The sequence below is a fragment of the Nocardiopsis sp. TRM 82005 genome (assembly GCF_056312425.1).
On sequence record NZ_JBWDTQ010000018.1, the window covers coordinates 26,023 to 48,260 of the forward strand.

The window sequence follows — 22,238 nt, forward strand, 5'->3', positions numbered from 1 at the left end:
TCCGCGACCGATATCACCTTAAGTGTTTTTTCAAACACGTGCGGTGCTGGATTTCAGAGTGGCTTCTTCTCGGCCGACGCCCTTGTCGTCCACTACGGAAAGCGTTTACCATGCCCTGTGTGAACCACACCACCCCACGCAGGTACGCGATTGTCGGCACCGGATCCCGCGCACGGATGTACACCCGGGCACTGACCGGAACCCACCGGGACCGGGGACGGCTGGTCGCCCTCTGCGACACCAACACCACCCGCATGGCCGTGCACAACCAGATCGTCACCGAGGCCGGGCTCACCCCTGTACCGACCTACTCCCCCGATGACTTCTCCCGCATGCTCAAGGAGGAGAGGGTCGACGAGGTCATCGTGTGCACCGTCGACCGCACCCACGCCGACTACGTCGTGGCCGCCCTGGACGCCGGGCTCAACGCCATCACCGAAAAGCCCATGACCGCCGACCTGGACGGGCTGCGGCGTATCAACGAGGCCCAGGCGCGCACCGGGGGACGGGTGACCGTCGGCTTCAACTACCGCTACAACCCCGTCCACCGCCAGCTGCGCGAACTCATCGCCTCCGGAGTCATCGGCGAGGTCGGATCGGTGCACTTCGAGTGGATGCTGGACCTGCGCCACGGTGCCGACTACTTCCGCCGCTGGCACCGCGACAAGACCCAGTCCGGCGGCCTGCTCGTGCACAAGGCCAGCCACCACTTCGACCTGGTCAACTGGTGGATCGGTGCCCGCCCCACCGACGTGTTCGCCTCGGGACGCCTGTTCTTCTACGGCGACGAGAACGGCCGCCGCCACGGCTTGGCCGCCGACTACGAGCGCGGCCACGGCGAGGCGGCCGCCGAGCACGACCCCTTCGCCCTGCACATGGACGACAGCCCCGACCTGAGCGCCCTCTACCTGGAGGCCGAGCACGAGGACGGCTACCGACGCGACCTCAACGTCTTCAGCCCCGGCATCACCATCGAGGACGACATGTCGGTACTGGTCGGCTACGACACCGGCGCACGGCTCACCTACCACCTGGTCGCCTATGCTCCCTGGGAGGGCTACCGAATCGCCATCACCGGTAGCAAGGGCCGCCTGGAACTGGACATGACCGAGTTCGAGTACACCTCGCCCCACCAGGACGAGGCCACGCCCGTGCGCGGCATGCCCGCCCCCAAGGAACACACCACCGCCCGGCTTTGGCTGCGCCGCCACTGGCAGCCGCCCGAGGAGATCGAGGTCGCGGTGGGCGAGGGCACCCACGGCGGCGGCGACCAACTCATGCTCGACTCCCTCTTCGGCGGCGGCGACGACGGCATCCGCCCCGACCACGCCGACGGCGGCAACGCCCTGCTCACCGGACTGGCCGCCAACGCCTCCATCGCCTCGGGCGTCCCGGTCCGCGTCACCGACCTGCTCGGAGACAACTGATGAGCGCGCCCGTGCCCGTACTGCTGGCCGGGGTCCACGGACACGGCCGCTCCCACCTGCGCGCCCTGCGCGAACTGGGTGAGAGCGGCCTGGTCCGTCTCGTGGGCCTGTGCGACCAGCGCCCCGCCGCCGACGGCGACGACCTGGAGGGGCACGGCCCGCTACCCTGCCACGCCGACCTGGGCGAGGCGATCGAGCGCACCGGCGCGCAGATCACCATCCTTTCCACACCCATCCACACCCACCTGCCCCTGGCCCGCACCGCGCTGAAGCACGGCTCCCACGTGCTGCTGGAAAAGCCCACCACCGCGACCCTGGCCGAGTTCGAACAGCTCAACGCGGCTGTGGACGCCTCCAGGCTGGCCTGCCAGGTGGGCTTCCAGAGCCTGGGCTCGGCCGCCGTGGAAGCCGTGCGCGCACTGATCCGTGACGGGGCGGTGGGCCGCGTGCGCGGCATCGGCGGATCGGGCACCTGGGTACGCACCTCGGCCTACTACGACCGCGCCCCCTGGGCCGGCCGGCGCCGCATGGAAGGGCGCGACGTGGTGGACGGTGCGCTGACCAACCCCTTCGCCCACGCCCTGGCCACAGCCCTGGCCGTGGCCGGAACCCAGGCGGACGCACCGGCCGGAGTGGACCTGGAGATGTTCCACGCCCATCCCATCGAGGCCGACGACACCTCGTGCGTGCGCGTGCGCACCGCCGACGGCCTGCCCATCACGCTGGCGGTGACCCTGTGCGCGCCCGAACACCTGCCGCCGCGCCTGGTGGTGCACGGCGAGCGCGGACGCATCGAGTTCGATTACACCCTGGACCGCCTCACCCTGCACCAGCCCGGTCAGGCCCCGGCCACCAGCACGTACCCGCGCACCCATCTGCTGGCCAACCTCGTCGCTCACGTGCGCGGGCAGGAACCGCTGCTGGTGCCGCCCCCGGCCACCCGCGCGTTCATGCACGTGCTCGAAGGGGTGCGCACCGCGCCCGCGCCCGTAGCGGTCCCGGACCACATGCAGCAGGTCCACGACACCGACGAGGGCGTGCGCCGGATCATCCCCGGTATCGACACCCTCATCCACCGCAGCGCCGAACACCTGGCGCTGTTCTCCGAACTCGACCCCGCCTGGCCTCCCGCCTCCCGGACGGGGTCGGCCGACGCGAAGGCCACACCTTGAACACGCTGACCCTGGACGGTGACGTCCTGGCCGTCCTCCAAGACGGAACCGACATCGAGCAGAGCCTGTCCCCGCGCCCCTATCTGCACCCGGTGCGCACCCGCTCGGGGACGGTGGTCACCGAGCAACGGCCCGCCGACCACCTGCACCACTTCGGGGCGAGCGTGGCCGTGCCCGACGTGTCGGGGATCAGCTTCTGGGGAGGACGCACCTTCACCCGGGACCAGGGATCGGTGCTGCTGGACAACCACGGCCGCCAACGGCACGTGTCCTGGCTGGAGCTGGCCGAGGACCGCCGCGTCGAACTGCTGTCGTGGACCGGCCCGGAAGGGGCCGAACTGCTGCGCGAGGAACGCACCGTGCGAGCCGCGGGCCTGGACGAGCGCACCTGGGTGCTGGATGTGCGAACGGAGCTGCGCAACACCTCAGGACGTGAGCTGAGCATCGGCAGCCCGGCCACCAACGGCCGTCCCGGCGCCGGGTACGGAGGCCTGTTCTGGCGCGCTCCCATCGCCGCCGCCCCACCCGCCGTCACCGGCGCCGACGGCCTGGTGGGCGAGAAGGCCCTGCACGGCTCGTGCGCCGAATGGCTGGCCATGGCCGGGGCGAACGAGGACGGCAAGGAGTGGACCCTGCTCTTCCTCCAGCCCGGAGAGCACGCCGACCCGTGGTTCCTGCGCTCAGAGGAGTATCCGGGAGTGGGACCCGCACTGGCCTGGGACACACGCCTGCCCCTGCCCGAGGGCGGGCGCCTGGAGCGGCGCTTGCGCGTGGCGGTGCGCGACGGGCACGTGGACGGCACCGAGGGCTTGAGGGCACTGGCCGGATCCGTGCGGGAGCTGCCCTGAGCGTCTGAGGGGAAGACGCTGGGCCAGCGCCGCGGAGCCATGTGAGGGGTCCTCTTGTGACGCGGGCCCGACGCAGAGCTCCACGCCGCCACGCGCCGCCGCCCGTCCCCGGCCCCGCGGACCAAAGGAACAGACGGACACAACGGGCCGGGACGGCACGGGGCCGGATGCTCCTGAGGCCTGACACCAACGTCAGACCCGCTTCGTCAGGCAGTACCAGTGCCCGGCCCGACCTGTGGAAAACCAGCCCCGGACCACCGGGGCACGGAAGGAAGACAACACCATGCGCGTTCTCGTCACCGGCGGCTCCGGACGGCTCGGCCGCAGCGTCGTGTCCGTCCTGGTCGACCGCGGACACCAGGTGACCTCCGTGGACACCGCCCCGGCCAGCCAGCCCGACGGCGTCGACGGCGTCACCGCCGATCTTTTGGATCCCGCGGCGCGGGAGGAGGCCTTCGCCCGCGCCCGCCCCGAGGCGGTCATCCACCTGGCCGGCATCGCCGTGCCCTTCGTCCGCCCCGATGTGGAAACCCTCCAGGTCAACACCGGGCTGGCCTGGGCGGTGCTCTCCGCCGCCGTCGCCCACGGCGCGCACTCGGCGGTGGCCGCCTCCAGTCCCACCGTCTACGGGTACAACACCCCCTCCTGGACCCCTCGTTACCTGCCGCTGGACGAGGACCACCCGGTCGCGCCCTGGCACGCCTACGGGCTGAGCAAGGCGATCATCGAGGACACCGTGCGCGCCCTGGCGCGTACCGCCGACACCTGTGTCCTGTCGTGCGTGCGCCCGGGATACGTGGTCGCCCCCGAGGAGTGGGAGGGCGCACCAACCCAGCTGGGCCACACCATGGCCGAACGGCTGGCAGACCCGGCGCTGGCCGCCACATCCCTGTTCAACTACGTCGACGCCCGCGACGCCGCCGAGCTGTTCGCACTGGTGGTGGAGAACCCCGGCAGGGTCAGCACAGGTCAGGTGTTCAACGCCATGGCCCCCGGCCCCCTGGCCACCGGGCCGGTCGACGCCCTACTGCCCGAATACCACCCCGCCACCGCCGCGGTGGCCGACGCCCTGGCCGACGGCCGCGCGGTGTTCTCCTCCGAAGCGGCCCGCACCGCTCTGGACTGGAACCCCGCACGGACCTGGCGTGAGCAGTTGCGTACCGAGAACGAGACCGGTGGACCCTCCGGGCCCCCTGGAAACCACCAGGGCTGACGAGGCGAGTGGGGCGTCTGAGTGTCCGTGAACGGGCTGAGGACTCCGCTAGGCTAGGAAAGAGTTTTCCCGTGGGCCGAAGCAGAAGAGGGAGCGGCGTGGAGTCCGGTTACGTGACCTTGGAACAGGTCGCCGAGCACGCCGGGGTGTCCTTGGCGACGGCGTCCAGGGTGATCAACGGCAGCACCCGGCAGGTGAGCCAGCGCCTGCGCGACAAGGTGACCGCCAGCGCCCAGGAGCTCGGCTACCTGGCCAACGCCTCAGCCCAGACACTGGCCCGCAACAGCAGCTCCCTGGTCGGTCTGCTCGTCCACGACATCTCCGACCCCTACTTCTCCTCGATCGCCGCCGGTGTCACCCGCCACACCGAGGAACAGGACCTGGTCCTGGTGCTGGGTACCACCAGCCGCTCCGCGCAGAAGGAGGGCCAGATCCTGGCCACACTGCGCGCGCACCGGGCCCGCGCGGTGGTCCTGGTCGGCTCACGCTCCACCGACGAGGAGAGCAACCGGCGCCTGGCCGAGGAGATCCGCATGTTCCGCCGCCAGGGCGGGCAGGTGGCGTGCGTGTCCCAGGAGGGCCTGCCCGCCGACACGGTCACCCCCGACAACCACACCGGCGCAGCCGACCTGGCCCGCCGCCTCATCGCCCAGGGCCACCGCGAGTTCGCCATCCTGGCCGGCCCCACCGACCTACAGACCGCGCGCGAGCGCCTGGACGGCTTCCACTCCGCGCTCTCGGGGGCGGACCTGGAGCTGGCCCACCACAACGTGGTGCACGGCGCCTTCACCCGCGACGGCGGCTATGAGTCCACCCGCCGCCTGATGGCGGTGGGCACCGACGCCACCTGCCTGTTCGCGGTCAACGACGTCATGGCCACGGGGGCGATGGCGGCCCTGCGCGACCTGGGGCTGCGGATCCCCGCCGACCTTTCGGTGGCCGGGTTCGACGACATCCCCACCCTGCGCGACCTGACTCCCGCACTGACCACGGTGCGCCTGCCCCTGGAGGAGATGGGCGAGCGGGCCGCCGTACTCGCCCTGGACGGTGAGCCCGGCGACCAGCCACGCGTGGTCACGGTGCGGGGCGAGGTCGTCGAGCGCGAGAGCACGGCGCCGCCCGCCCGCTGAGCCCGCGGACAGCTGGGACGGCGGCACCGAGGGTCAGACGCGGGCCGAACGGCCCAGCCCAGGTTCAGCACCACTCCGACCAGGACGTGCATGCCCGCCAGCACCGACACGACCACCGGCGCGGCGCCGCTGGTGACCGGTCCGGCGAGGGACGGCACGAGCACGGCCTAGGCAACGACCGTCCACACCCGGCCGGGGACGACCGCCCCCTGGAGGGCCATGTCCCGTCTCCGCCCCTCGGGGGCGCCCGCCTCAGGAACCGACAGGTCCGGCGGGAGGGGGCAGCGGTGACCGGGAACACCGCCGCGGGCCGATCCACACCGCGCCCGCCCAGGAGGCCGCGACGACCCCCGCCATGACCAGGCGCGAGGTCAGCAGGTGCTCACGCGGGTACAGGGTGCCGGTCAGGTAGAAGTCGATGAAGCCGTTCTCCATCACCTCACGCCCGGTACTCAGCCGCGACCAGTTCTCGATCTCGGTCAGAAAGCACGGCCAGTCGATGATGACGATGCCCAGGGCATAGGCGGCCACGCCCAGGTGCACCCAGAACAGCCGGGGCCAGCGCCAGGCCAGGAAGCCACCGAAGACGACGAAGCAGAGAAAGGAGAAGTGCAGGGCCATCGCGGTGTGGCCCACGAGGAGGGAGGTCATGCCCCCGAACCTAGGATCGGGGCGCTCCGCGCACATCGGTACCCGCACCCACCCCCGGTGAGTACCCGTACTCACGACGGGGCCGGGACACCCCGCCACAGGGTGCCCCGGCCCGCCGATCGCGTACCCGGTGCTAGGGGGAAGCGTCCGCGACCGGCGTGAGCGTGTCGGCGAACACCAGGCCATGGCCGTGCCCGGTGTCGGCACGCACCCGACCCCGGTCGAACTCCACCCCGCTGGGGCGGGCCAACGCGCCCAGCGCGGCGAAGGAGGCCCGGTCGATGTCCTCGACCATGGCCACCCGGGGCAGGCACAGTGCCAGCTGCCCCGACAGCTCGGGCAACAGGTGCGGAGCCACCGGCACGCCTCGGCGCGCCATCGACTCCGCGATCCGCAGGAACGGGGTGATACCGCCGACCCGCACCACGTTGGGCTGGGCGACGTCGCACACCCCCAACTCCACGGCCCGCTCGAACTCCACGACCGTGCGCAGGTTCTCACCGATCGCGAACGGGATCCGGGTGCGCTCACGCAACCGTGCGTGGGCCTCCAAGTCCTCCGCCGGGAGCGGCTCCTCCACGAAGTGCGGGTCGAACTCCTCCAGCGCGTCCAACGCCCGGACCGCTCGCGCGACGTCCCAGCGCTGGTTGGCGTCCACCATCAGCAAACGGTCGGAGCCCACCAGCTCGCGCACCGCCCTCACCCGCTCCACGTCGCGGGCCGGATCGGAAGAGCCGATCTTCATCTTGACCGCCGAATGCCCGGCCTCCACCCAACCGCGCACCTGCTCCAACAGGTCCGGCAGGGAGTAGTCCAGGTTCACCCCGCTGCCGTAGGCGGGCACGGACTCCCGGCGCCGCCCCACCAGGTCCACCAGGCTCGACCCCACCGCGCGGGCCCTCAGATCCCACAGGGCGATGTCCACCCCCGCCAGTGCCATCAGGGTGAGCCCGCTGGTGCCCGCCTCGCGCAGGTGCCAGCGCAGCTCCTCCCATCGGGCCGGATGGGCCTCCTGCCCCATCAGCGCGGGTCGGATGTCGTCGTTGACCAGCGCGGCCACCGCCCGGGCCCCGACCAGGGGAGTCCACGCGAACCCGGTGCCGACCAGGCCGGTGTCGGTGGTCACCCTCACCACCACGACGTCGTTGCGGTCCACACCCCCGTCCCAGGACCGGTGCAGCGGCAGTCGGAAGGCACGTGCCTCGACCTCGGTGACACGCACGCTCAGCCCTCCTTGACCAGGGACAGGCCGGTCTCGATCAGTTCGCCCAGGGCGGCCTCCTCCTCGGCGGTGGGGTCCACGAACGGGGCCCGCACCCCACCCATGTCCACCCCGCGCAGACGGGCGCCCGCCTTGACCAGCGACACCGCGTACCCCGGTACCCGGTCGCGCAGCCGCACCAGCGGATCGAAGAACTCGCGCATCAGGGTGTCGGCCAGCGGGCTTCCGGAGTGGAAGGCGGTGTAGAAGGCGTTGGCGACCTCGGGCACGAACGCGAACGCCGCCGAGGAGTACAGCGGCACCCCCACCGCCCGGTAAGCGGGCACGGTCAGCTCCGCGGTGGGCAACCCGTTGAAGAAGGTGAACTCCTCACCGCGCACCTCACGCACCGACAGCACGATCTGGTGCATCCTCCCCAGATCGCCGACACCGTCCTTGATGCCGACCACCGTGGGGATCCGTGCCAGCTCCGCCGCGCTCTGGGGGGTGAAGACCATCGACCCGCGCTGGTAGACCACCACCGGGATGTCCACGGCCGAGGTCACCGTGCGGACGTACTCCACCAGCCCCTGCTGGGGCGCGCCCACCAGGTAGGGCGGCAACAGCAGGATCGCGTCCGCGCCCGCCTCCTTGGCCGCGCGCGCCTGCTCGATGGCGGTGCCCACGCTGCCGCCCGCACCGGCGACCACCGGCACGCGGCCCGCGGTGACCTCCACCGACCGCCGCACCACGGTGGCGTGCTCGGCAGCCGAGAGGGCGTGCACCTCACCGGTGCCGCAGGCCGCGAACACCCCGCCCGCGCCGTGCTCCACACCCGAGGCGACGTGCTTGGCCAGTACGTCCTCGTTCACCCCTCCCCCGGAGTCGAAGGGGGTCAGGGGGAAGAACAGGATTCCGTTGAAGTTCATGCTGCTCCTTGTGATCCGTGCCGGGGTTTTCCGGGGGCGTGGAGCGCCCCCGGAAAACTCACAGGACGTGCTGGACGTGGCGGCGGGCCAGAGTGGCGATGACGTCGTCGCCGTCGGCCTCCCAGACCCGTTTGTTGAAGATCTCCACCTCGATGTCGCCGTCGTAGCCGGCCTCGTCCACGGCACGGCGCAGAGCTCCGACGTCGGCGTGGCCGTCACCGACCATGCCCCGGCCCAGCAGGGAGTCGACGGGCAGCGGCAGCTCCCAGTCGCAGGCCTGGAAGGAGGCGATGCGACCGTGCGCCCCGGCACGGGCGATCTGCGCCCAGACCTGGGGATCCCACCACACGTGGTAGGCGTCCACCACCACGCCGACGGCGGCGGCGTCGAAGCGCTCGGCCAGGTCCAGGGCCTGACCCAGCGTGGAGAGCACGGCCCGATCGGCGCAGAACATCGGGTGTAGGGGTTCCAGGGCGAGCTGGACCCCGCGCTCGGCCGCGTAGGGAACCAGCTCAGCGAGAGCGTCGGCCACACGCTCGCGGATTCCGACCAGGTCGCGGTCACCGTCGGGCATGCCGCCCACGACCATGACCAGGCAGGGCGCACCCAGTTCTGCGGCCTCATCGATCGCCCGCCGGTTGTCCTCCAGGGCCGCGTCCCTGTCGGAGGCGGTCAGGAACCCGGCACGGCAGTAGGAGGACACACGCAGCCCCGTCTGGCGGACCAGGCGGGCAGCCTTGGCCAGGCCGGTATCGGCGACCGGCTCACGCCACAGACCGATGGCGGGCAGGCCCGCGCGCAGGCAGCCGTCCACGGCCTGGGTCAGGCTCCAGTACTTGACGGTGGCCTGGTTGAGCGAGAGCCGCGACAACCGGGGGTCGCCCGGTTGGGGCGTGGGTACCGCGGCGGGCATGCCGGAGGGCACGTCCACCGCCGTGGGCACCGCCGGCGCGGTGTCACCGGGAACCGTACTCACTGCCGCACCCCCGAAACCTCGAGAAGCGCCCGCATGCGTGCCGCCGCGAGGTCGGGGTCGGTCAGGGCCCCGGCGGCGTCGGCCAGGCGCACCACTTGGGCCAGGTGGGGCAGGTCGCGGGCGCTGTGCAGCCCACCCACCATGTGGAAGCCCTTCTGGTGGCCGTTGAGCCAGGACAGGAAGGCGACACCGGTCTTGTAGTAGAAGGTGGGCTCGGCGAACAGGTGCCGGGCCAGGGGGACCGTGGGCTCCATCAGGGCCCGGTAACGCCCGGTGTCTCCCCCGTCCAGAGCCGCCAGCGCGCGGGCGGCGGCCGGGGCGATGGCGGCGAAGACACCCAGCAGGGCGTCGGAGTAGCCGTGCTCGTCGCCCAGGACCAGGTCCGGGTAGTTGAAGTCGTCACCGGTGTAGAGGCGCACCCCCTCGGGCAGCAGGCGGCGCAGCCGTACCTCCAGGGAGGCATCGAGCAGGGAGACCTTGATGCCCTCCACCTTCGCCGCGTGCTCGGCGATGAGGGCGGCCACCGGCTCGATCGCCTCGGCCGGGTCGGTATAGCCCCAGTACCCGGTCAGGGCCGGATCGAACGCGGTGCCCAACCAGTGCAGGATGACCGGCTGGTCGGTCTGACGCAGCAGGCGGCCGTAGACCTTGGCGTAGTCGTCGGGCCCGGAGGCGACGGCGGCCAGGACGCGGGAGGCCATCAGGATGGGGGTGGCACCGGCGCCCTGGACGACGTCGAGCTGCTCCCCGTACGCCGTGATAACGCTTTCCAGGCTGGCATGCGAAGGATCGAGTTGGTCGGTGCCCGCCCCGCAGGCCAGGGCGGCTCCGCGCGAGGCGGCCTCCGCCCCCGACCTGCGGATCAGCTCGGCGGTGGCCGCCCAGTCCAGGCCCATACCGCGCTGGGCGGTGTCCATGGCATCGGCCACGCCCAGCCCCTGGTCCCACAGGTGGTGGCGAAAGGCCAGGGTGGCGTCCCAGTCCAGGCGGGCGGGCGCCCCGGGGGCATTGGCGGCCAGGGGGTCGGCGACCACGTGGGCCGCCGCGTAGGCGGTGCGCGAGCGGGCGGGGGGCAGCGGGGAGGCGTCGACGGGGGTGCCACCCAAGGTATAGGGGGCGGCGGTGCCGTCGCCGGCGGGTAGGAGGAGTGTGCTCATGCGAGGTCGACCTCGTCCAGTTCGATCGTGCGCCCGGTACGCGCCGATTGCAGCCCGGCCTCGGCCACCTGCAAGCCGCGCGCACCGGAGAGCAGGTCGTGCGGGAAGGGCGTGTCCAGGACCACGTGGCGCAGGAAGTTCTCCCACTGGGCGCGGAAGCCGTTGGGGAACTCGGCGTTGTCGGGCACCGGCTCCCACTGGTCGCGGTAGCGGCCCGGGTCCTCCAGGTCGGGGTTCCACACCGCCTTGGGTGTGGCCGAGCGGTGCTGGGCGCGGCAGCTGCGCAACCCCGCCACGGCGCTGCCGTGCGTACCGTCGACCTGGAACTCCACGAGCTCGTCGCGGGCCACGCGCACACTCCAGGAGGAGTTGATCTGGGCGATGACTCCGTCGTCCAGCTCGAAGATGCCGTAGGCGGAGTCGTCGGCGGTGGCCTCGTAGGGCTGGCCGTCCTCGTCCCAACGGCGCGGGATGTGGGTGGCCACCTTGGCGGTGACCGTGCGCACCGAGCCGAACAGGTGCTCCAGGATGTAGTGCCAGTGCGGGAACATGTCCAGCACCATGCCGCCGCCCTCTTCTGCGCGGTAGTTCCAGCTCGGGCGCTGCGCGGGCTGCCAGTCGCCCTCGAAGACCCAGTAGCCGAACTCACCGCGCACCGACAGGATCTGGCCGAAGAAGCCACTCTCGATCAGCCTGCGCAGTTTGAGCAGACCGGGCAGGAACAGCTTGTCCTGGACCACGCCGTTGCGCACACCCGCGTCGCGGGCCAGCTTGGCCAGCTCCAGGGAGGCGCTGAGCGTGCTCGCGGTGGGCTTTTCGACGTAGATGTGCTTGCCCGCGGCGATGGCGGAGCGCACGGCGGACTCGCGGGCGTGTGTGATCTGCGAGTCGAAGTAGATCTTGACGTCGTCGTCGGAGAGCACGGCGTCCAAGTCGGTGGACCACCGCTCGATCCCGTGGAGTTCGGCGATCTCGCGCAGCTTGCGCTCGGAGCGCCCGATCAGGATGGGTTCGGGAATGATCCGGGACCCGTCGGGCAGGCGTACGCCGCCCGCCTCGCGGATGGCCAGGATCGACCGGGTCAGGTGCTGCCGGTACCCCATGCGTCCGGTGACGCCGTTCATAGCGACACCCAGCACGTGATCACCCATAGGTTGTTACCACCTTTCCGTGTGAAAGCGCTTTCCAGCCTACGGCAAACCCACCTTTCACACCAGAGGGGCCCCGGACCAGCCACGACGTGACCGGTCTGTACCGGAGTGCGCGGAGGCCGTGCGCGATGCCGGGCACGGCCCCCGGAGACGGGGCTGGGACGTAGGCCCACAACTGGGGGCATACGCGAACGGACTCGGATATCGGCTGCTCAGAGCGGCTACGGCGGATCAGGGCAGCAAGCTGCGCAGCCTAGCCGCGTGGCCGTCCAGCTCGACGCGATCGGCTTCCTCCCACACCGCCTGGATGGAGAAGGGATCGCCCGAGAAGCGCGGGAAGACGTGCATATGCAGATGAAAGATCTCCTGGCCCGCCGCCTCACCATCGGCCAGGAGCAGGTTGACGCCCTCACAGCGCAGGCTCGCCAAGGTGGGCTCGGCTGGGGTGTTCCCCGAGGCGGCGTCTCGTGCGGCGTTGGCGCGCAGAGCATCGTCCACCCGTCGGGCCACACTCCACAACCGTCCCGCCTAGGGAGTGTTTTTTAGAAGGCTTTCGGGTCAGTGAGCGGCCGTTTGGGCCATCTCTCGCAAGACGATGTGCGAAGTTCAGCCTGGTCGTGCTTCACGAGCGCAGAGACGTAGCGAGAGGCGGCCCGGTGGACGCGAGCCCGAAATGATGCAAAAAACACGACCTAACTCGTCATCGATCTCGCTCAGCCCCACCAGGTGCTCGCGAGGCACCACCAGCACGTGCCCTGGTGTGACCGGGTACAGGTCCATGAAGGCCAGCACCAGGTCGTCCTCATAGACGACACTGCCCTGGGCCCGGCCCTCCCCAAGGGCGGCTCTTCGCCGACCTGAGCGCGGACCCGCCCGAGGGCCCACGAGACCAGGACTACGTCCAGCAGCGGAAGCGTCCCGGCTGAGGACAACAGCGCGGACCCGTGGGAACCTTCGGGTCAGGGCAGCCCAGAGAAGCGCTTCCTGCCGGCGCGAACGCCCGGGTCTCCGCGCTAGATCAAGCTGAGACAGGGCCGGGTTGGCTACCTTCGACGGTGTGAGCAACCTTGAGCCCCGTCCAACGGAAGAGCGTGTCCGCGGCGGGGAAGTCGCCCCCGCCTCCGACGAAGCCGACACGGTGGCGTCCAGCTCTGGATCGCCCTGCCCCGGGGCCGACCGGGAGGGCCTGGCAGGCTTCGAGCACCACGCCGACCTGCCGGTCTTCGACCTCGCGGGCATCGACACGGTGGCAGCGGACGCTCGGGGTACCCGATCCTCGGGACCGCCCGGAGCCCGGGTGACGGTGATCGCCGACGAGGTGAACGGACACTGCTCCCCGGCACGCGTCCACACCCCGCTGATGGGCGCTGAGGTCGTGCTGGAACCCGGAGCGCGGGTACGACTGCCCCTGGCCGAGGGCTTCGAACACGGCGTCCTGCCACTCGAGGCCCCGTGCACACTCTCGGCCGTCGCCTCGAGGCCGGCTCCATGCTCTACCTGGACCCGGGGCGGCGGGAGGTGGAGTTGTGCGCACCGCATGCGAAGGAGGCCGTGCGCCTGCTGGTGGTCGGCGGTGAGCCCTTCACCGAGGACCTGGTGATGTGGTGGAACTTCGTCGGCCGCGACCACGACGAGATCGTGCGTGCACGTACCGCGTGGGAGAACGACCGCGGACGCGACGACGAAGACACGGACCAGAGCGCGACAGGGGCGCGGCGCTTCCCGCACCGGTGATGCCCAACGCCCGGTTGCGGGCGCGCCCGCGCCATCGCCCGTAGGTACCCGGGCCGCTCGCTCCCAGCGCCACGCGCGTACGCAAGGCCGCCTGAAGGTGTCTGGTAAGTGCTTCTTGGGAGATTTGAGGCGGAGTGCAAGACTAGACAAAAGACGCCGAAAGGCCCATGGTTAGGCGACGCCGTGCTCATTCGGCCTGCTCCACGATGCTGACCAGGCTAACTCCTGCTACCGTGCGGATCGCGAACTACGGGATGATTTAGGAGACCTGAACATGGTCCAACAGACTCGCGAGCAGTGGGGAACGCGCGCGGGATTCCTGATGGCGGCGATCGGATCCGCCGTCGGACTGGGCAACATCTGGCGATTCCCCTACATCGCCTACGAGAACGGTGGCGGCGCCTTCCTGGTGCCCTACCTCGTCGCCCTGATCACCGCAGGTATTCCGTTGCTGATCCTCGAGTACAGCATCGGGCACCGCTACCGCTCCTCCGCGCCGCTGTCCTATCGGCGCATCGCCAGGCCCGCCGAAGCCATTGGCTGGTGGCAGGTGGCCATCTGCTTCGTGATCGCGGTCTACTACGGGGCCATCATCGCCTGGAGCTGCGCCTTCCTGGTCTTCTCCGTCCGCCAGTCCTGGGGGGATGACCCCAACGCCTTCTTCTTCAGCGAATACCTCCAGATGAGCGAGACCCCGGGCGCGATCTCGGGCTACGTCCCCGGAGTCGCCCTACCGCTCATCGGCGTGTGGGCCGTGGTACTGCTGATCCTGGCGCTCGGCATCCGCAACGGTATCGAGAAGGCCAACAAGATCTTCATTCCGCTGCTGGTGGTGCTGTTCCTGCTCCTGGTCGTGCAGGCACTCACCCTCGACGGAGCCAGTGCGGGCCTCAACGCGCTGTTCACCCCCGACTGGGGCGCCATGCTCAACGGGAGCGTGTGGATCGCCGCCTACGGACAGATCTTCTTCTCGCTGTCCATCGGCTTCGCCATCATGGTCACCTACGCCTCCTACCTGCGACGCAAGACCGACCTGACCGGAACCGCGGTCACGGCGGGCTTCGCCAACAGCTCCTTCGAGCTGCTCGCCGGTATCGGCGTGTTCGCCGCCCTGGGCTTCATGGCCACCACCGCCGGCACCGGAGTCGACGAGGTGGCCACATCCGGGATCGGTCTGGCCTTCGTCGCCTTCCCGCAGATCATCTCCACCCTGCCCTTCGGCGGCGCCCTGTTCGGTGTGCTCTTCTTCGGCTCCCTGACCATCGCGGGGATCAGCTCGCTGGTCAGCATCGTGGAGGTCATCATCTCGGCTGTGCGGGACCGCACCGGTCTGGGCCGCGTTCCCACCGTGCTGCTGGTGGGCGGCCTCACCGCGCTGATCTCGATCCTGCTCTTCCCCACACCCGAGGGCCTGCACTTCCTGGACGTGTTCGACCACTTCATCAACCAGTACGGCATCGCCCTGGCCGCGCTGGTGATGCTGATCGTGTTCGCATGGATCATGCGCAAGCTGCCGATGTTCGCGAAGCACGCCAACGCGGCCTCCACCATTCGGCTCGGCCCCTGGTGGTTGATCGCCCTGGGCGTCGTCACGCCCGTCCTGCTGGGCTTCATGATGTGGGACAGCCTGCGCACGGAACTGACGGAGAACTACGCCGACTACCCGCTCGGGTTCCTGCTCACCGCCGGGTGGGGGATCGCCATCGGCGCGATCGTCTTCGGCGTCATCGTCTCGCTCATCCCCTGGAGGAGGGCTGACGCCCTGGCCAGGCAGGACGCCGAGAACGCCGCGGCCACGAGTACCGAGAGCACCGGCAAGGAAGGAGACCGCTGATGTCCACCAGCGCGATCGTCATGATGGTCGTCTCCATCGTCCTGCTGTGGGGCGGTCTCACCGCGGCCGTCATCCACCTGCGCCGCCACCCCGAGGAGCCCGATTCCGAGTAGTCCGGGTACCGCGGGCGTGACCAGCACACGGGGCGGTGGACACCTGACACGGTGTCCACCGCCCCGTCCGCGTCCAGGGGCTCCGCGCGCTCCCGCGCACCCGCACCGGTCCGGCGGCCGCGTCCCCGTCGGAAAGGGCCCCGAAGCAGAGCTCCGGAGCCCTCGCCGCCCCGGGACCCGGGAGGCGGCTCCGCCGGCCCGGGAGCACGTCTTACCTCGCGGCGAACTCCTGCACGATGCGCTCGCAGAAGGCGGGGAGATCGTCCGGATCGCGGCTGGTGGTGATCCCCTGGTCGGTGACCACCTCCTCCTCCACCGTGGTTCCGCCCGCGTTGCGGATGTCGGTGCGCAGACTGGGATAGGAGGTCACTGTGCGCCCCCGCACCACGTCCGCCTCCACCAGGATCCACGGCCCGTGGCAGATAGCGGCCACGGGTTTGCCCGACTCGACGAAGTCGCGCACGAACCCCACCGCGTTCTCGTCCTGGCGCAGGTTGTCCGGGTTGACGGTCCCGCCGGGAACCATCAGGGCGTCGTAGTCATCCACCCCGGCCTCGGACACCACACGGTCGACCGCGAACTGGTCCGCCTGGTTGATGTCGCCGTTCATCGCCTGGATCTTTCCCGACTTGAGTGAGACCAGGTCGATGTCGGCGCCCTCACCCAGCAGCGCCTCGCGCGGTTTGACGAGTTCGACCTGTTCGACCCCGTCCGCCGCCAGGATCGCGACCCGGCGACCGTTGAGCGTGTCAGCCATAGCTGCCCCCTCAGCTCGACTTCCCGGCACCTTCCGTGCCGCGTTGCGCCTCTACCCGGAGGGTGCGTCGAGTACGCGTCGGTGGTGGGAACACGGCGACTCCTCACACCTGCCCCGGGGACCGGGCCCCGCATGCTCATCCCGGCACGGGATGACTAGGGAGTGTTTTTTAGAAGGCTTTCGGGTCGGTGAGCGGCCGTTTGGGCCATCTCTCGCAAGACGATGTGCGAAGTTCAGCCTGGTCGTGCTTCACGAGCGCGCAGGCGTAGCGAGAGGCAGCCTGGTGGACGCGAGCTCGAAATGATGCAAAAAACACGACCTAGCCGAGGCTGCCCTGGGTGCCCGCCCACACTCCGGCGGGGATCTGCTCCAACAGGTCGATCACGGCGTCGGCCCGCGCCTCGACCCGCTCCGTCCTCAGGTGCCCCCGCTCCCAGGAGAGCAGGTACTGGCCGGTGAAGCGGAACGGGCAGACACCGTTCTGGGACAGCAACCACGAGCGCGTCGACTCCCCGAGGACGGTCTCGGCGAAGGTGTCGCTGCCGGTGACGACACGGAACCGCTCGTCGAACCCGTCATGCCCCGAACTCCAGGAGTGTGCGCCCTCCAGACGCGGCGGTGGGGCGACCGCCGCACCCGCCTCCTCCACATGCAGTGGTGGCACGGCCTCGGGCAGGGCGGCCATGACCACGGTGTACACGTGCGCGGCGGTTCGCCCGCGGTGTTGGGGATGGGGCGCGGTGTAGCCGTACTCATAGGCCATGATCCGCCGACCGCGCCGCTCAGTGCACAGCACGTGCCTGGTCCGGGCGTTGGAGCGCCCTTCCAGGAACGGGGCACCATCGAACCGGTCGACCAGCTCGGGTCGCTCCCGGTCATAGCGCCACCCCCGACGCTTGGCCCAGGCGGACAGGCCCCGGGAACGGTGGCGTTCGGCGGCCGACCCCGCGACCGCCATCATGCCGACACCGGCAACCGTCAAGGCCACGATCACCAAAACCATGACAGTGGTGGTCTCCATGGGGGACTCCTCGCCCGAAGTGCGGCTCTTCCCTCATTGAGACGGATCCCACTCCCGCTTTGGTTCCCGTTTGCCCGTGCGACTCACAGGTCTGGCGGCGGGTCCCCGTCAGGGGTGCTCACGTGTGCGGGAAAGGCCAGGAACCGGGTCAGAACCACCCGGGTCCGCGCGGGCGCTTCCCCCCTCAGGACGGTCGTAGGCGTTCAGCAGGGCGAGTAGTCCTCGAAGAAGGACACCAGTTCCCGCGTGCTGACCCGGATTCTGCCCACGAGAGCAGGGGAAGGCGTCCTGTCACTCCTCGGGGCCGAAGTCTCAGCTGTTGGCCAGGGTGCGGCCGAGGAGGGGGAGCAGGCGGTCCCAGTGGCGCTGTAGCGCGGAGGGGTCGAAGGCGCTGGTGTCGGACATGGTGAATCCGTGGACGGTGCCGGGGTAGATCTCGGAGGTGTAGCCCACACCTGCGGCGTCCAGGGCCTGGTTGAGCTCGCTGACGGCCTCGGACGGCATGTCGTTCTCGGCGAGACCGAGGTGGACTTGGGCGTTGAGCTCGGGGACGAGGCGGTGCGGGCTGTCGGGCGCGTCGGTGACCAGGGGGCCGGGGTGGAATCCGGCGACGGCGGCCACCTGGCCGGGGTGGGCCGCTGCGGTGCGCATCGCCAGGACGGCGCCCATGCAGTAGCCGATCACGGCGACCGGCCCGGCGCTGACCTCGGGCTGGGTGGTGAGGAACCTGAGGTAGGCGTCGGCGTCGCGTAGGGCGCGTTCGGTGGTGTGCGCCTCGATCAAGGGCATCAGCTGCGCGAAGACCGCGGGTCGGACCTCTTCTCCGATGTGCTCGGGAAGTTCGATCACCGGTGCCGGGCCGTGCCGGTAGTAGAGGTTGGGGACGAGTACGTAGTACCCGTGCTCGGCCAGTTCACGGGCCATCTCCTCCAACACGGGCCGCACGCCGATGGCGTCCATGTACAACAGCACCCCCGGGTGCCGCTCGCCGTGGTCGGGGAAGGCGGCGAAAGCGTCGGCCTGGCCGTCCGTGGTGGGAATCTGCAACCTCTTGGTGGGCATGGCGGGTCTTCCTCCGCTTGGACTGGTGCCGGTACACAACCTCCAGCGGGGTTCAGACCAACCAGAGGTCAGCCCTGCAGGAGCTACGATCGCCGGGCGAGCCGGTACGGACTTTGGCGTCCTCCCCGGGGTGAGCCCCGGGGGTTCCCGCAGCCTCGCGGCTGTAGGCGCGGTGCGCCTCGCGGCGCCCGCTGGTTCCTGTTCCACCGGCTGGCGCCCCACCCGGAAGATGGTGGTCTTACCCTGCCTCCGCAGGCGTTCAAGGTCTCCGCCTGCCCGGCGGCGACACGCCGACGGGCTTGGTTCTCACCCACCGACAACGCGGAAAGTACAGGACCATAAGCCCAACGTGCAAACCAGAGCCGATCCACCTCCGACCTGAAGGCCGGAGCACTCTCGGATAAAACTGGTAGCAGTGGCGACCGCTGGGCGCGGCGTCACAGCTCACTACTTTCGGGCTGGGACAGCTCCGGGAGCAGGGCGCCTTTGGAGGGTGGTGCGTACACCACTCTTCGGTGGCGATCGACCAAACTGATCGCATAAAAAGTACACAGATCGGTGTGCACACCGGCCGCCCCGGCACCGGCGACGACAAGAACCGGTCCTCGGCGGCACCCTCACCGTCCAGGACTCCCCCACCAGCGGCCTTCCCACGATGGAGCGGGCCGAGCCCGGCGACGGTGCCATGCCCTATGAGCTGCACTTCTTCGCACCTCCCGGGGAAGGGGTGGAGACGACCGTGCACGTGGCGGGCGAGGATCCAGCGGTGGTGGGATAGTCGGTAACGAAACCGCTCCCTCCGGCAGCGACCGGCTGTGCTGAGCCGGGGTCGCCTCCCGGCACCGCGACTCCTCCAGTACCGGAGCGGTCTGCGGCAACGGAACAAGCAAGGGCCTCTCACCATGAGCACGCACCACACCTGGAACACCCGCGTCGAGACCGACGCCGACATCCCCGCGGTCCACGCCATCAACGCGGCCGCCTTCGACACCCCGGCCGAGGCCGACCTCGTCGACGCCCTGCGCGCCGACCAGGCCTGGATCCCGGGCCTGTCCACCGTGGCCACCGACGAGCGCGACACCCCCGTGGGATACGCGCTGTTGACCCGCTGCCACATCGACCACGTCCCGGCCCTGTGCCTGGCCCCCTGCGCGGTACTGCCCGCACACCAGCGCACCGGCGCCGGATCGGCGGCGATCCGTGCCGCCCTGCGGGCCGCCAGGGACATGGGCGAACACTTCATCGTCGTCCTGGGCCACCCGACCTACTACCCCCGGTTCGGGTTCACCCGAGCCTCGCGGTACGGCATCGGGCTGAGCATCGAGGTCCCCGACGAGGCCCTGATGGCCCTGACCCTGGACGCCGAGCAGCCGCTGCCCGGCGGCACCGTCCACTACGCCGCCCCGTTCGGCATCTGATCCGCACCGACCCGTGTCGGGGGGGGCGGTGCGCTGTCCCGACACGGGTCGCGGTCAGTCCGTGGTGAAGACCTTGCCCGGGTTGAAGATCCCCCGGGGATCCAGGGAGTTCTTGACCGCCCGGTGCATCCGCAGGACATCGGGCCCCATCTCCTGGGCCGCGCCGCGCATCTTCAACAGGCCCACTCCGTGCTCGCCGGTAACCGTGCCACCCAGTGCCAGTGCCTCCTCCACGATCACCTCGAAGGCCTCCTGTGCACGCTTCTTGGCGGCCTCGTCACCGGCCGGAACGATGAACAGGGGATGCAGGTTGCCGTCGCCGGCGTGCGCGACGTTGCCGATCCGCGTCTCGAAACGCTCCCCGATCTGCTCGATGCGCTCCAGCATCAACGGCAGTTTCGCCTTGGGCAGGCACATGTCCTCGGTCAGCAGCGGACCGAGCCGCTCCAGTGCCGGATAGGCCAGGCGGCGGGCCGCGAACAGGGCCTCAGCCTCCTCCTGGTCGGTGGAGCGCACCGCGTAGACCGCCCCCTCGTCCTGGAAGCACTTCAGCATGTGGTCGGCCTCCTGCTCACCCGCGGCCCCGGGCTGGTCGCTGCGCGCCAGCAGCAGCACCTCGCCCTCGGCGGACAGGCCCATGTTCTTCCAGGAGTCCACCGCTTGCAGGCAGAACCGGTCGATCAGCTCCATCGCCGAAGGGATCACCCCTGCGGCCGAGACCGCCGCCACCGCGCGCCCGGCCTCCACCAGCGAGTCGAAGTAGCCCACCACCGTGTGCTCGGTGCCGGTGCGCAGCGGCCGCATCCGCAACGTCACCTCGGTGACCATGCCCAGGGTTCCCTCCGAGCCCACCATGAGCCCGCACAGGTCGTAGCCGGTCACGCCCTTGGCGGTGGTGCGGCCCAGCCGGACCACCTCGCCCGAGCCCACGACCGCCTCCATGCCCAGCACGTAGTCGCGGGTGACCCCGTACTTGACGCAGCACAGGCCGCCCGCGTTGGTGGCCACGTTCCCGCCGATGGTCGACCAGGGGGCGGAGGCGGGGTCGGGCGGATACCACAGGCCGTCCTGGGCCACTCTGGCGCGCAGCTCGTCGTTGATCACCCCGGGCTGTACGGTCGCCGTCTGCTGGAGGGGGTCGACCTCCAGTACCCGGTTCATCCGCTCGAAGGAGACCACCACCCAGCCGTCCACGGCGTTGGCCGCCCCCGACAGCCCCGTGCCGGCGCCGCGCGCGACCACCGGAACACCCAGCTCGGCGCACACACGCACGACGGCCGAGACGTCGGCGGTCTCCCGCGGGCGCACGACCGCGGTGGGGCGCCCGTAAGCGGCCCACTCGGCCTCGTCGTGGGAGTAGCCCTCCATGACCTGGGGGTCGGTGACCACCTGTTCCGCGCCGACCGCTGCCCTCAACCTCTCGGCGATCCCGGACATGGGCACCCTCCTCACCGCTGTGCTCGAACGCTCCGCTGCGCCGATGCCGCCCAGCACTCTAACCGGACACCCTGTCCCGGAGGTATCACCGACCCCGGTCCGAAACCGGACACCACCTGTGCGGAAAGCGCCGTGAACACCGTATGTATCGCCCCATCAGGGCCCCGGAGTCTTAGCATGGCCCTTCGGCCAGCGAAGGAGCGCCCATGAAGACAGTCCTGGTCACCGGTGGTACTGGAGCCCTGGGACGCCGTGTCGTGCAACGTCTGCGCCAGGCCGGGCACCAGGTGCGCAGCCTGAGTCGTCATCCCGGGCCCGAGGACCCCGCCTCCTTCGCCGTGGACCTGCGCGAGGGCACCGGGCTGGCCGACGCCGTTCAGGGCACCGACACTGTCGTGCACTGCGCCAGCACGCCCACCGGCGGAGACATCGAGTCCGCCACACGCCTGCTGCACGCGCTGCGTCGGGCGGGCGTGGGACACCTGGTCTACATCTCCATCGTCGGGGTGGACCGGGTGCCTCTGGGTTACTACAGGAACAAGCACATCGTGGAACTGGCCATGGAGGCCTCCGGTCTGGGATGCACGGTACTGCGCACCACCCAGTTCCACGACATGGTCCGCAGCCTGTGCGCGAACGCGGCCCGCCTCCCGCTCATGCCCGTCCCGCAGGTGGACGTGCAGCCCGTGGACACCGGTGAGGTCGCCACCCGCCTGGCACGGCTGGCCGAAGGCGACCCGGTCGGACGCGTCCCGGACATGGGCGGTCCGCGTGTGGAGTCCTTCCGCGACCTGGCCAGCACCTATCTGGCCTGGGCGGGCCTGCGGAGGCGGATGCTGCCGGTGCGCCTGCCGGGGGCGGCCTTCGCCGCCTACCGTGCTGGGCGCCACCTGAATCTGGAGCGCGCGGTGGGCACGGTCGCCTTCGAGGAGTTCCTGAGCCGGAACACCAACGGATAAACAAAGTGTTGAAAATATTCTGTTGACGAATGTGGGTGCGGCCTCCAT

Annotated in this window: 23 protein-coding genes; 11 read left to right on the forward strand and 12 right to left on the reverse strand. The window is 70.3% G+C overall.

The window, feature by feature from the left end:
- Nucleotides 1–110: 110 nt before the first annotated feature.
- From AC0T5L_RS14785 to AC0T5L_RS14805, 5 genes are all read left to right on the forward strand, one after another.
- Nucleotides 111–1,427 (forward strand): Gfo/Idh/MocA family oxidoreductase, encoded by a 1,317-nt coding sequence (locus tag AC0T5L_RS14785; RefSeq protein WP_476166045.1) that lies wholly within the window; start codon nucleotides 111–113, stop codon nucleotides 1,425–1,427.
- On the forward strand, nucleotides 1,427–2,599 hold the full coding sequence (locus AC0T5L_RS14790) for a Gfo/Idh/MocA family protein (RefSeq protein WP_476166046.1): 1,173 nt from the start codon (nucleotides 1,427–1,429) through the stop codon (nucleotides 2,597–2,599). The genes AC0T5L_RS14785 and AC0T5L_RS14790 overlap by 1 nt, the downstream gene beginning before the upstream one ends.
- Nucleotides 2,596–3,447: a DUF6807 domain-containing protein gene (locus tag AC0T5L_RS14795; RefSeq protein WP_476166047.1), complete on the forward strand. Its 852-nt coding sequence runs from the start codon at nucleotides 2,596–2,598 to the stop codon at nucleotides 3,445–3,447. The genes AC0T5L_RS14790 and AC0T5L_RS14795 overlap by 4 nt, the downstream gene beginning before the upstream one ends.
- 283 nt (nucleotides 3,448–3,730) lie before the next feature.
- Nucleotides 3,731–4,660 carry an NAD-dependent epimerase/dehydratase family protein gene (locus AC0T5L_RS14800; protein ID WP_476166048.1) on the forward strand — a complete coding sequence of 310 codons (930 nt, stop codon included), beginning with the start codon at nucleotides 3,731–3,733 and terminating at the stop codon, nucleotides 4,658–4,660.
- 98 nt (nucleotides 4,661–4,758) lie between these two features.
- The gene (locus AC0T5L_RS14805) at nucleotides 4,759–5,790 is read left to right on the forward strand and encodes a LacI family DNA-binding transcriptional regulator (RefSeq protein WP_476166049.1); all 1,032 of its coding nucleotides are present in this window, start codon (nucleotides 4,759–4,761) and stop codon (nucleotides 5,788–5,790) included.
- 252 nt (nucleotides 5,791–6,042) lie between these two features.
- Here AC0T5L_RS14805 and AC0T5L_RS14810 read toward each other — a convergent pair whose 3' ends face one another.
- The 8 genes from AC0T5L_RS14810 to AC0T5L_RS14845 all read right to left on the reverse strand — a co-directional run bounded on the left by AC0T5L_RS14810 (nucleotide 6,043) and on the right by AC0T5L_RS14845 (nucleotide 13,394).
- The gene (locus AC0T5L_RS14810; RefSeq protein ID WP_476166050.1) at nucleotides 6,043–6,441 is read right to left on the reverse strand and encodes a DUF2784 domain-containing protein; all 399 of its coding nucleotides are present in this window, start codon (nucleotides 6,439–6,441) and stop codon (nucleotides 6,043–6,045) included.
- Between the two features lie 133 nt (nucleotides 6,442–6,574).
- A complete protein-coding gene (locus AC0T5L_RS14815) occupies nucleotides 6,575–7,663 on the reverse strand; it encodes a mandelate racemase/muconate lactonizing enzyme family protein (RefSeq protein ID WP_476166051.1) in 1,089 nt (362 codons plus the stop codon).
- 2 nt (nucleotides 7,664–7,665) lie between these two features.
- The gene (locus tag AC0T5L_RS14820) at nucleotides 7,666–8,571 is read right to left on the reverse strand and encodes a 5-dehydro-4-deoxyglucarate dehydratase (RefSeq protein WP_476166052.1); all 906 of its coding nucleotides are present in this window, start codon (nucleotides 8,569–8,571) and stop codon (nucleotides 7,666–7,668) included.
- Nucleotides 8,572–8,629: 58 nt separating this feature from the next.
- The gene (locus tag AC0T5L_RS14825) at nucleotides 8,630–9,484 is read right to left on the reverse strand and encodes a sugar phosphate isomerase/epimerase family protein (RefSeq protein ID WP_476166209.1); all 855 of its coding nucleotides are present in this window, start codon (nucleotides 9,482–9,484) and stop codon (nucleotides 8,630–8,632) included.
- Between the two features lie 59 nt (nucleotides 9,485–9,543).
- On the reverse strand, nucleotides 9,544–10,704 hold the full coding sequence (locus AC0T5L_RS14830) for a dihydrodipicolinate synthase family protein (RefSeq protein ID WP_476166053.1): 1,161 nt from the start codon (nucleotides 10,702–10,704) through the stop codon (nucleotides 9,544–9,546).
- Nucleotides 10,701–11,855, reverse strand: coding sequence for a Gfo/Idh/MocA family protein (locus tag AC0T5L_RS14835; protein WP_476166054.1), 1,155 nt, complete (start codon nucleotides 11,853–11,855; stop codon nucleotides 10,701–10,703). The genes AC0T5L_RS14830 and AC0T5L_RS14835 overlap by 4 nt, the downstream gene beginning before the upstream one ends.
- Before the next feature lie 231 nt (nucleotides 11,856–12,086).
- Nucleotides 12,087–12,374: an HIT family protein gene (locus AC0T5L_RS14840; protein WP_476166055.1), complete on the reverse strand. Its 288-nt coding sequence runs from the start codon at nucleotides 12,372–12,374 to the stop codon at nucleotides 12,087–12,089.
- 87 nt (nucleotides 12,375–12,461) lie between these two features.
- On the reverse strand, nucleotides 12,462–13,394 hold the full coding sequence (locus tag AC0T5L_RS14845; RefSeq protein WP_476166056.1) for an HIT domain-containing protein: 933 nt from the start codon (nucleotides 13,392–13,394) through the stop codon (nucleotides 12,462–12,464).
- On the opposite strand from AC0T5L_RS14845, the gene AC0T5L_RS14850 reads away from it, so the two are divergent.
- The 3 genes from AC0T5L_RS14850 (at nucleotide 13,308) to AC0T5L_RS14860 (ending at nucleotide 15,536) form a co-directional block, all read left to right on the forward strand.
- Entirely contained in the window at nucleotides 13,308–13,589 is a 282-nt protein-coding gene (locus AC0T5L_RS14850) for a pirin-like C-terminal cupin domain-containing protein (protein ID WP_476166057.1), read from the forward strand. The genes AC0T5L_RS14845 and AC0T5L_RS14850 overlap by 87 nt on opposite strands.
- A gap of 274 nt (nucleotides 13,590–13,863) precedes the next feature.
- Nucleotides 13,864–15,423: a sodium-dependent transporter gene (locus AC0T5L_RS14855; RefSeq protein WP_476166058.1), complete on the forward strand. Its 1,560-nt coding sequence runs from the start codon at nucleotides 13,864–13,866 to the stop codon at nucleotides 15,421–15,423.
- Entirely contained in the window at nucleotides 15,423–15,536 is a 114-nt protein-coding gene (locus AC0T5L_RS14860; protein WP_476166059.1) for a methionine/alanine import family NSS transporter small subunit, read from the forward strand. The genes AC0T5L_RS14855 and AC0T5L_RS14860 overlap by 1 nt, the downstream gene beginning before the upstream one ends.
- A 211-nt stretch (nucleotides 15,537–15,747) precedes the next feature.
- On the opposite strand, the gene AC0T5L_RS14865 is transcribed toward AC0T5L_RS14860, so the two are convergent.
- From AC0T5L_RS14865 to AC0T5L_RS14875, 3 genes are all read right to left on the reverse strand, one after another.
- Nucleotides 15,748–16,293, reverse strand: coding sequence for a type 1 glutamine amidotransferase domain-containing protein (locus AC0T5L_RS14865; RefSeq protein WP_476166060.1), 546 nt, complete (start codon nucleotides 16,291–16,293; stop codon nucleotides 15,748–15,750).
- A 319-nt stretch (nucleotides 16,294–16,612) separates the two neighbouring features.
- Nucleotides 16,613–17,314, reverse strand: coding sequence for a hypothetical protein (locus AC0T5L_RS14870; RefSeq protein ID WP_476166061.1), 702 nt, complete (start codon nucleotides 17,312–17,314; stop codon nucleotides 16,613–16,615).
- A 312-nt stretch (nucleotides 17,315–17,626) separates the two neighbouring features.
- Nucleotides 17,627–18,376: a dienelactone hydrolase family protein gene (locus AC0T5L_RS14875; RefSeq protein WP_476166062.1), complete on the reverse strand. Its 750-nt coding sequence runs from the start codon at nucleotides 18,374–18,376 to the stop codon at nucleotides 17,627–17,629.
- A gap of 655 nt (nucleotides 18,377–19,031) precedes the next feature.
- On the opposite strand from AC0T5L_RS14875, the gene AC0T5L_RS14880 reads away from it, so the two are divergent.
- Nucleotides 19,032–19,154, forward strand: coding sequence for a hypothetical protein (locus tag AC0T5L_RS14880; protein WP_476166063.1), 123 nt, complete (start codon nucleotides 19,032–19,034; stop codon nucleotides 19,152–19,154).
- 124 nt (nucleotides 19,155–19,278) lie between these two features.
- Nucleotides 19,279–19,794 (forward strand): GNAT family N-acetyltransferase, encoded by a 516-nt coding sequence (locus AC0T5L_RS14885; RefSeq protein ID WP_476166064.1) that lies wholly within the window; start codon nucleotides 19,279–19,281, stop codon nucleotides 19,792–19,794.
- A 54-nt stretch (nucleotides 19,795–19,848) separates the two neighbouring features.
- Here AC0T5L_RS14885 and AC0T5L_RS14890 read toward each other — a convergent pair whose 3' ends face one another.
- The gene (locus tag AC0T5L_RS14890) at nucleotides 19,849–21,231 is read right to left on the reverse strand and encodes an FAD-binding oxidoreductase (RefSeq protein ID WP_476166065.1); all 1,383 of its coding nucleotides are present in this window, start codon (nucleotides 21,229–21,231) and stop codon (nucleotides 19,849–19,851) included.
- 206 nt (nucleotides 21,232–21,437) lie between these two features.
- On the opposite strand from AC0T5L_RS14890, the gene AC0T5L_RS14895 reads away from it, so the two are divergent.
- Nucleotides 21,438–22,190 carry an SDR family oxidoreductase gene (locus AC0T5L_RS14895; protein WP_476166066.1) on the forward strand — a complete coding sequence of 251 codons (753 nt, stop codon included), beginning with the start codon at nucleotides 21,438–21,440 and terminating at the stop codon, nucleotides 22,188–22,190.
- The last annotated feature ends 48 nt before the right edge of the window (nucleotides 22,191–22,238 follow it).

Bases quoted from the DNA above. Each gene is read 5' to 3' on its own strand.
- AC0T5L_RS14785 (WP_476166045.1), top strand. From the start codon at position 111: ATGCCCTGTGTGAACCACACCACCCCACGCAGGTACGCGATTGTCGGC.
- AC0T5L_RS14790 (WP_476166046.1), top strand. From the start codon at position 1,427: ATGAGCGCGCCCGTGCCCGTACTGCTGGCCGGGGTCCACGGACACGGC.
- AC0T5L_RS14800 (WP_476166048.1), top strand. From the start codon at position 3,731: ATGCGCGTTCTCGTCACCGGCGGCTCCGGACGGCTCGGCCGCAGCGTC.
- AC0T5L_RS14810 (WP_476166050.1), bottom strand. From the start codon at position 6,441: ATGACCTCCCTCCTCGTGGGCCACACCGCGATGGCCCTGCACTTCTCC.
- AC0T5L_RS14820 (WP_476166052.1), bottom strand. From the start codon at position 8,571: ATGAACTTCAACGGAATCCTGTTCTTCCCCCTGACCCCCTTCGACTCC.
- AC0T5L_RS14825 (WP_476166209.1), bottom strand. From the start codon at position 9,484: ATGCCCGCCGCGGTACCCACGCCCCAACCGGGCGACCCCCGGTTGTCG.
- AC0T5L_RS14830 (WP_476166053.1), bottom strand. From the start codon at position 10,704: ATGAGCACACTCCTCCTACCCGCCGGCGACGGCACCGCCGCCCCCTAT.
- AC0T5L_RS14835 (WP_476166054.1), bottom strand. From the start codon at position 11,855: ATGGGTGATCACGTGCTGGGTGTCGCTATGAACGGCGTCACCGGACGC.
- AC0T5L_RS14845 (WP_476166056.1), bottom strand. From the start codon at position 13,394: ATGCGGTGCGCACAACTCCACCTCCCGCCGCCCCGGGTCCAGGTAGAG.
- AC0T5L_RS14855 (WP_476166058.1), top strand. From the start codon at position 13,864: ATGGTCCAACAGACTCGCGAGCAGTGGGGAACGCGCGCGGGATTCCTG.
- AC0T5L_RS14860 (WP_476166059.1), top strand. From the start codon at position 15,423: ATGTCCACCAGCGCGATCGTCATGATGGTCGTCTCCATCGTCCTGCTG.
- AC0T5L_RS14865 (WP_476166060.1), bottom strand. From the start codon at position 16,293: ATGGCTGACACGCTCAACGGTCGCCGGGTCGCGATCCTGGCGGCGGAC.
- AC0T5L_RS14870 (WP_476166061.1), bottom strand. From the start codon at position 17,314: ATGGAGACCACCACTGTCATGGTTTTGGTGATCGTGGCCTTGACGGTT.
- AC0T5L_RS14875 (WP_476166062.1), bottom strand. From the start codon at position 18,376: ATGCCCACCAAGAGGTTGCAGATTCCCACCACGGACGGCCAGGCCGAC.
- AC0T5L_RS14880 (WP_476166063.1), top strand. From the start codon at position 19,032: ATGGAGCGGGCCGAGCCCGGCGACGGTGCCATGCCCTATGAGCTGCAC.
- AC0T5L_RS14885 (WP_476166064.1), top strand. From the start codon at position 19,279: ATGAGCACGCACCACACCTGGAACACCCGCGTCGAGACCGACGCCGAC.
- AC0T5L_RS14890 (WP_476166065.1), bottom strand. From the start codon at position 21,231: ATGTCCGGGATCGCCGAGAGGTTGAGGGCAGCGGTCGGCGCGGAACAG.
- AC0T5L_RS14895 (WP_476166066.1), top strand. From the start codon at position 21,438: ATGAAGACAGTCCTGGTCACCGGTGGTACTGGAGCCCTGGGACGCCGT.